Consider the following 6,843-nt stretch of genomic DNA (forward strand, 5'->3'; position numbering starts at 1 on the left):
AGCGTTTATTGAATCATTGAGGGATAGTACGTGCGCCGTAATTTCGGGAGGTTGGAACGCAAGTCAGGTCAACTGACTCATCGACGTTTGGAAAACCTCAGCAGCACAGTCAACGAGCTGTTTCAAAAAGCGGTTCAAAATGAGCAGATCTTCAGGCGCTACCAACAGTTTGAATTGAAGTTGCTGGACCATAGCGGTTTTGATGAATTACTGGATTTGCTACTGCGCAATGCGGTTGATCACTTCCAGCTTGATAATGTCGAACTCTGGCTCTATGACCCGCAAGATACCCTGATGGAATTATTACCGGATAACTACCAGTCGCTACCTGAATTACACCTTTACTCCACTGCCAGTCGTTTAGAACAGCTGTATGGTAAGCAGCCTGCTGTGCGTCTGGTGACTACTGGTGATGGCAAGCCGCTACCGGTATTTGAGGATGAGCATCTGCGCTCTGCGGCACTCATTCCGTTGGTGCGTCATGGTGTGCTAGTAGGAAGCTTGCATTTTGGTTCTCGCGGCCACCAACGCTTTACCCTGGATAAGTCCACTGACTTTATTGATCATCTTGCCTCTATTGTTTCAGTCTGTTTTGAGAACGCTGTTAACCTCGAACGACTGCATCGCCTCAGCATGTACGATACGTTGACCAAGGTAAAAAACCGTCGGGCATTTCACCAGGCGCTGGACAAAGAGGTATCCAGGGCGGGTCGTAATGGTGACCCCTTAAGCTTGCTGTTTGTTGACCTGGATTATTTCAAGCAAATCAATGATACCTATGGCCACCCTATGGGTGACAAGGTACTGAAAGAAGTAGCGCAGTATATCAATGAAATGTTGCGCAAAACCGACCATGTCTGTCGCTATGGTGGTGAAGAGTTTGCCCTGATTTTGCCCAGTTGTGGTCAGCAACGGGGGATGGAAATTGCCGAAAGAATTCGCCAGCAGATTAGCGAATTGATGATTGAAAATGATGAAGCCGACGAAGAGAGTTGCAGGGAAGTCAGTGTGACTTTATCGATGGGCGTTTGCTGCTGGTTACCTATGGATGATTATGAAGACGGCTCAGAGGAAGATATTGCAAAAGAATTAATCGCCTGCTCAGACCAGGGCGTTTATTTATCCAAGGCTGCAGGGCGTAACTGCATTCGCTATGTTGATTTGGCTGAACCTGAGTGAAAGAGGTTTAGTCCTTTAAAAGCTCGTTAGATAGCACATCATCATAAAGAGAATTACCTTTCATCACTTTTTCCTCATTCGCCCAGCCAATAAAATCCTTATTGCGGCAGCTCTCAGAACAGAAAGGGCGGTTTTCATTATTGCTGTTCCATACAACAGGCGTTTTACAATGTGGGCAAGGGATAGATTTGAGTGTTTTACTGGTCATGTTTTTTTGTCTCAGCCAATGTTAAGTAATGTTGGTGCAGAGTATTGGCCTGTTGTTGTAAATGGTTCAGGCCTTGATTATTTTCAATAATATCATCGGCTTTTTCCAGCCGTTGCTGGCGTGACATCTGGCTGGCAATAATTCGTTTGACCTGTTCCGGGTCGTTATTATCCCGTTGTGTCGTACGCGCTATTTGTACTTCTTCAGGAGCATCCACAACCAGTATTCTATCGCAGATAGCGCTTTGCCCAATTTCAAGTAATAGCGGGGAAACAAAAATCGCATAGGGGCTTTGAGTTTTGGCGAGCTGATAGGAAATTTCTTCGGCGATTAGCGGATGGAGCAGGGATTCCAGCCATTGCTTATCATCGGGGTTAGAGAAGATCTTTTGCCGAAGTGCCGCTCGGTCCAGAGATTGATCGGCAAGTAATATGTCATCCCCAAAGTGCTCAGCGATTTTTACCAGCGCCGGCTGCCCCGGCTCAACAACGGTACGAGAGGCAATATCAGCATCGACAATATCAATGCCCAGTGATTGCAGGTGGTCTGATACTGCGGTTTTACCGCTACCAATACCACCGGTAAGGCCAACAATAAACATAAACTTTCCAATAGCGAAAAGCTTATTTTATCGTGAATTGGCCTGGAGGTTTAGTGTTTATTTAATACCGGAAAAACTGAGGTAAGCGGCAATGATTTGATCGCCCCAAAGAAAGGCGATCCAGCCGGCAACTGCCAGGTAAGGGCCAAAGGGAAGTGCAGTATTTCGCCCTTTTTTATTGAGCAGCAAAATAATACTGCCGATAACTGCGCCCATCAGGGACGACAGTAAAATAATGACCAGCAGATATTGCCAGCCCATCCAGGCGCCCAGGGCTGCCAGCAACTTAAAGTCACCATAGCCCATACCTTCTTTACCGGTGATTATCTTAAATGACCAGTAAACCGACCAGAGGCTGAGGTAGCCGCCAATAGCACCCCATACCGCATCGTATAGTGGAACAAATAGGCCAAAGCTATTAACAAGCAGGCCAGCCCAAAGCAGGGGTAGGGTTATTTGGTCGGGAAGTAACTGGGTGTTGGCATCAATCATTGTCAGGCAGATTAGGCACCAGGTAAAAAACAGGGCCATTAATAGTTGCGGTGATGCGCCTAGCTGCCAGGCTAGCACCCCTGACAAAATACCGGTGGCGATTTCAATAATGGGGTAGCGGATGGATATGGCGGTTTTACAGTTGGCGCATTGGCCTTTTAGTAATAAATAACTAATAACGGGTATATTTTGCCAGGGCTTTATTGGGGCATTACAACTAGGGCAATGAGAGTTGGGATAGGATAAAGAAAAGGTTTTTTGAGTATCCGGTTTGTTGTCATCAATATCCAGAATCAAGCGGCACTCGCTCTTCCATGCCTGTTCCATCATTAGTGGCAGGCGATAGATCACCACATTAAGAAAACTGCCGACTAACAGGCCGACAATAATACTCAAGGCAATGGTTACTGCAGGCCAGGCCTGTAAGAGTTCGATTATGGTCATAAGTGAGTTGTCTTAAACTGCTGCACCCATCATAAAGATCGGTAGATACATGGCAATCATCAGGCCGCCTACCACTATACCAAGAAAGCTCATAATGACGGGTTCAAGCAGGGCGGTTAGATTGTCGACTGAGTTATCCACGGCTTCTTCGTAATGGATAGCGACTTTTTCTAACATATCATCCAGTGCGCCGGATTGTTCACCAATGGATACCATCTGTAGCAGCATATTGGGGAATAAATCGGTAGCCTTGATTGAGGAGTAGAGTTGCTGCCCCGTCATTACATCTTCGCGTATTTTTTTGATCGCATCCCGGTAAATAATATTGCCAGCGGTACCAGCAACTGCCTCCAGTGCATCAACTAGCGGGACACCCGCTGAAAAAGTGGTGGCCAGGGTGCGGGAAAAACGAGCGATAATGGAATGGAAAACAATATCACCCACTACAGGCGCCTTTAATAGGGCCTTGTCAGTAGCCAGTGCCACAGCAGGGGAGCGTTTGACCGCCTCTTTAAAAAGAAAAATAGCGGCAATTGCCGCTACGACGATAATAAGCCACCACTCCTGTACCCATTCAGACAAGGCAACGACCATTTGAGTAAACGCTGGCAATTCAGAACCAAAACCTTCAAACGATACTGCAAATTGAGGAATAACTTTAACCAACAAAATACCGGTTACGATGGTGGCAACCGCTAAAACAGCGATGGGGTAAGTCATGGCCTTTTTAATTTTGGCTTTTAAGGCTTCTGATTTTTCTTTATAGGTAGCTACTCGGTCCAGCATGATTTCCAGCGTACCGGACTGCTCGCCCGAGGCAATCAGGTTACAGTAAAGTTCATCAAATTGATTAGGGTGCTTGCTGATGGATGCCGCAAAACCAGAACCTGAGGCAACATCATTTTTAATGGTGGTAACCAATTCGGCCATGCTTGGGTTATCCAGGCCTTCGGCGACAATATCAAAGCTCTGTACCAGAGGTACACCGGCCTTCATCATAGTGGCCAGTTGGCGGGTAAAGATAGAGATGTCCGCTGGTTTGATTGGCTTCTTGGTAGAGAAAAGCGGCTTTGGCTTCTTTTTGATAGTCTTTGGTGTAATCCCCTGCTTGCGCAGCTGGACTTTGACCACAGCCTGGTTGAGAGCACTACTTTCGCCTTTGGTAGTTCGTCCTTGTTTATCGACACCTTGCCAGATATAGATGCTGGTTTTTGCTGATGCTGTTGCCATAACTTAATCCTTCGTTACCCGGTTAACCTCTTCGAGGCTGATTAATCCTTGGGCTGCTTTCATTAATGCTGATCTACGCAGGTCATTAAAGCCTTCTTCGCGGGCTTTATCGCCAATTTCTATAGAGTTACCACCTTCCATAATAATACGAGAGATTTCATCGGTGATGCGAACCACTTCATAAATTCCCACTCGCCCTTTACTGCCGTTGCTGCATTTGTCGCAACCAACCGGTTGCATTATGGTGGCTTCCTCCAGGTCTTGTTCGGTAAAGCCTTCGGCTAATAAAGTTTCTTTCGGTATATCGATAGGTTCTTTACAGTCATTACACAGGCGGCGCGCAAGCCGCTGGGCAATGATTAAACTAACAGAGGTCGCTACGTTAAAGGCGGGCACCCCCATATTCATAAGTCGGGTAATGGTTTCAGCGGCACTGTTAGTGTGTAGTGTCGACATCACCATGTGGCCAGTTTGGGCCGCTTTAATCGATATTTCAGCGGTTTCAAGGTCACGAATCTCACCCACCATAATCACATCCGGATCCTGGCGAAGGAAAGAGCGAAGCGCTTCCGCAAAAGTCAGGCCGACTTTAGGGTTTACATGGCACTGGTTAATACCTTCCAGATTGATTTCAACCGGGTCTTCGGCGGTTGAAATATTTACTTCAGGCTCATTCAGGATATTCAGGCCGGTATATAGGGAAACGGTTTTACCACTACCGGTTGGCCCTGTTACCAGTATCATGCCCTGGGGTTGTTTCAGGGCATGCATATACATTTCTTTCTGGATGGGTTCATAGCCGAGGGCATCAATACCCATTTGCGCACTGCTGGGGTCGAGAATACGCAGTACAATTTTTTCACCAAATAAGGTGGGCAGGGTGTTCACACGAAAATCGATAGCCCGCTTTTTGGATAGCTTCATCTTGATACGGCCATCCTGGGGTAAACGTCGTTCCGAGATATCCATTTGTGACATTACTTTTAACCGTGCAGCTAACCTGCCGGCCAGAGTCATTGGTGGGCGGGTTACTTCAGTTAAAATACCATCAGTACGAAATCTTACACGGTAGCTTTTCTCATAAGGCTCAAAATGTATATCGGATGCCCCTGATTTAATGGCATCAACCAGGACTTTATTAACAAACCGTACAATCGGTGTTTCATCAATGTCGCCGCCCTGATCGGTATCACCGCTATCGCGGTCTTCGTCAACGGCTTCGATATCAAGGTCATCCAGCCCGTCTTCTAAATCATCAAAGCCACTCAATGGTTCATCATTGGCTTCGATATATTGACTTATGGCCTCGTTGAGTAGCTTCTCATCAACCAGTACGGCGTCAGTATTGATGCCCGTATGAAATTTAATCTCATCAAGCGCCCTGAGATTGGTGGGATCTGAAACAGCAATAAAAAGTTTATTGCCACGGCGATATAGCGGTAATGTGTGATGTTGCTGAATTAGTTTGATATCAACTAATTCTTTTGGGGCCATCTCCATATTAAAGGAGGCGAGATCAAATAGTGGTGCGCCAAATTCGTCGGAGGCGGCTTCGGCAATGGCATTGCTATCACTTAAGTTGTTTTCAACCAAGTAGCTAACAAAAGACTGTTTGTTATTTCTAGCTTCCTGAAAAGCGTTCCGGGCAATTTCTTCTGCAATCAGCTGGTCTTTAACTAATCGCCTGGCGAGACCACTAAGGGCAATAGGAGGGGCTGAATTCATAGTGTGTTTGGTGGCCAGTTGAAGTAATTAGAATGCCAGGTAAATACCTGAACTCATCAGGTTAAAAGTATAGTCATTAAGTGAGCTAACAGTAGTCTGTTACATCAATTAAGCGCAATATACACCAACGACATCACAGTATGTGTGATCTATGAACAGCTCTATAGGGTTGGTTAAGGCTTAAGTTATTCATTAACTGACAAAATTGTCACTTTTTGTCCTGCCTGGTAATGTTTGATGTGCGTCACAGCTTGATACTAAGGCTACTATAAATGAATAAAATTTCCAGTGTTGCCTTGTAATCCCTTCATTTTCAACTAATTTTTAAAACTGTTCCCGCTGATAAATACAAGTTGGCACACAGTTTGTATTGCTCTTGGTACATGACCAGATATTTATCTTACTGGTCAATCAAATGAATCAATTGATACCAGTAATTATTTGATCAACTCTTGGAGAGATATTATGAAAACAGCACAACAAGGATTTACCCTAATCGAACTGATGATCGTTATAGCGATTATTGGTATTTTGGCAGCGACTGCATTGCCGGCTTATCAGGATTATACTATCAGAGCGAAGATGGCTGAGGTTATTGGTGTTGCTGCATCGGCTAAAACTTCTGTATCTGAATTCTATGTAACAATTGGTGAGATGGCGGCCGATGCTGGTGAGGCTGGTGTAAACACTAATGCTGATCAAAGTACTTACCTGTCTGGTATTGCATATGGTAGTACTACTAATGAGGCAACTTTAACTTACACTCTGACCAATTTGGGTGACCCTGACACTAAAACTGTTGTCTTCACAGGTACTGGTAGTGCTAATGGCATACAGTGGACTTGTACTGATGGTGATGTTGCGGCCAAGTACTTGCCGGCTAACTGTCGCTAATAGATAGTAGGTGTTCAGAGAGAAAAGTTTATGAGTTGTTCAAGAAAGATTTGAACAATTTTGAAAATAG

7 protein-coding genes are annotated in these 6,843 nt (G+C 45.4%); 2 read left to right on the plus strand and 5 right to left on the minus strand.

Translation table 11 applies throughout. The features are described from left to right. The first annotated feature begins 30 nt into the window (after positions 1-30). A complete protein-coding gene (locus tag P8H32_RS05610; protein ID WP_301088671.1) occupies positions 31-1,179 on the plus strand; it encodes a sensor domain-containing diguanylate cyclase in 1,149 nt (382 codons plus the stop codon). Positions 1,180-1,186: 7 nt separating this feature from the next. On the opposite strand, the gene P8H32_RS05615 is transcribed toward P8H32_RS05610, so the two are convergent. Genes P8H32_RS05615 through pilB form a run of 5 tightly spaced genes read right to left on the minus strand, consistent with a single transcriptional unit; the run spans position 1,187 to position 5,879 of the window. Further along, positions 1,187-1,387 (minus strand): DNA gyrase inhibitor YacG, encoded by a 201-nt coding sequence (locus P8H32_RS05615; RefSeq protein WP_297292054.1) that lies wholly within the window; start codon positions 1,385-1,387, stop codon positions 1,187-1,189. Further along, positions 1,377-1,988 carry a dephospho-CoA kinase gene (gene coaE / locus P8H32_RS05620; RefSeq protein WP_301088673.1) on the minus strand — a complete coding sequence of 204 codons (612 nt, stop codon included), beginning with the start codon at positions 1,986-1,988 and terminating at the stop codon, positions 1,377-1,379. Before coaE ends, P8H32_RS05615 begins: the two co-directional genes overlap by 11 nt. Before the next feature lie 57 nt (positions 1,989-2,045). Continuing rightward, positions 2,046-2,924, minus strand: a complete 879-nt coding sequence (locus P8H32_RS05625; protein ID WP_301088674.1) for an A24 family peptidase — start codon at positions 2,922-2,924, stop codon at positions 2,046-2,048. 12 nt (positions 2,925-2,936) lie between these two features. Further along, the gene (locus P8H32_RS05630; protein WP_297292057.1) at positions 2,937-4,154 is read right to left on the minus strand and encodes a type II secretion system F family protein; all 1,218 of its coding nucleotides are present in this window, start codon (positions 4,152-4,154) and stop codon (positions 2,937-2,939) included. A gap of 3 nt (positions 4,155-4,157) precedes the next feature. Beyond that, positions 4,158-5,879, minus strand: coding sequence for a type IV-A pilus assembly ATPase PilB (gene pilB / locus P8H32_RS05635; RefSeq protein WP_297292058.1), 1,722 nt, complete (start codon positions 5,877-5,879; stop codon positions 4,158-4,160). 465 nt (positions 5,880-6,344) lie between these two features. Between pilB and P8H32_RS05640 the strand changes: the two genes are divergently transcribed. Further along, the gene (locus P8H32_RS05640; RefSeq protein WP_301088676.1) at positions 6,345-6,773 is read left to right on the plus strand and encodes a pilin; all 429 of its coding nucleotides are present in this window, start codon (positions 6,345-6,347) and stop codon (positions 6,771-6,773) included. Positions 6,774-6,843: the final 70 nt, after the last annotated feature.

The organism is Oceanicoccus sp. (genome assembly GCF_029238675.1).
Lineage (GTDB): Bacteria > Pseudomonadota > Gammaproteobacteria > Pseudomonadales > Dasaniaceae > Oceanicoccus.

Excerpts from the sequence above, each read along its gene's own strand:
- pilB (WP_297292058.1), bottom strand. The coding sequence starts at position 5,879 with ATGAATTCAGCCCCTCCTATTGCCCTTAGTGGTCTCGCCAGGCGATTA.
- P8H32_RS05615 (WP_297292054.1), bottom strand. The coding sequence starts at position 1,387 with ATGACCAGTAAAACACTCAAATCTATCCCTTGCCCACATTGTAAAACG.
- P8H32_RS05640 (WP_301088676.1), top strand. The coding sequence starts at position 6,345 with ATGAAAACAGCACAACAAGGATTTACCCTAATCGAACTGATGATCGTT.
- coaE (WP_301088673.1), bottom strand. The coding sequence starts at position 1,988 with ATGTTTATTGTTGGCCTTACCGGTGGTATTGGTAGCGGTAAAACCGCA.
- P8H32_RS05625 (WP_301088674.1), bottom strand. The coding sequence starts at position 2,924 with ATGACCATAATCGAACTCTTACAGGCCTGGCCTGCAGTAACCATTGCC.
- P8H32_RS05630 (WP_297292057.1), bottom strand. The coding sequence starts at position 4,154 with ATGGCAACAGCATCAGCAAAAACCAGCATCTATATCTGGCAAGGTGTC.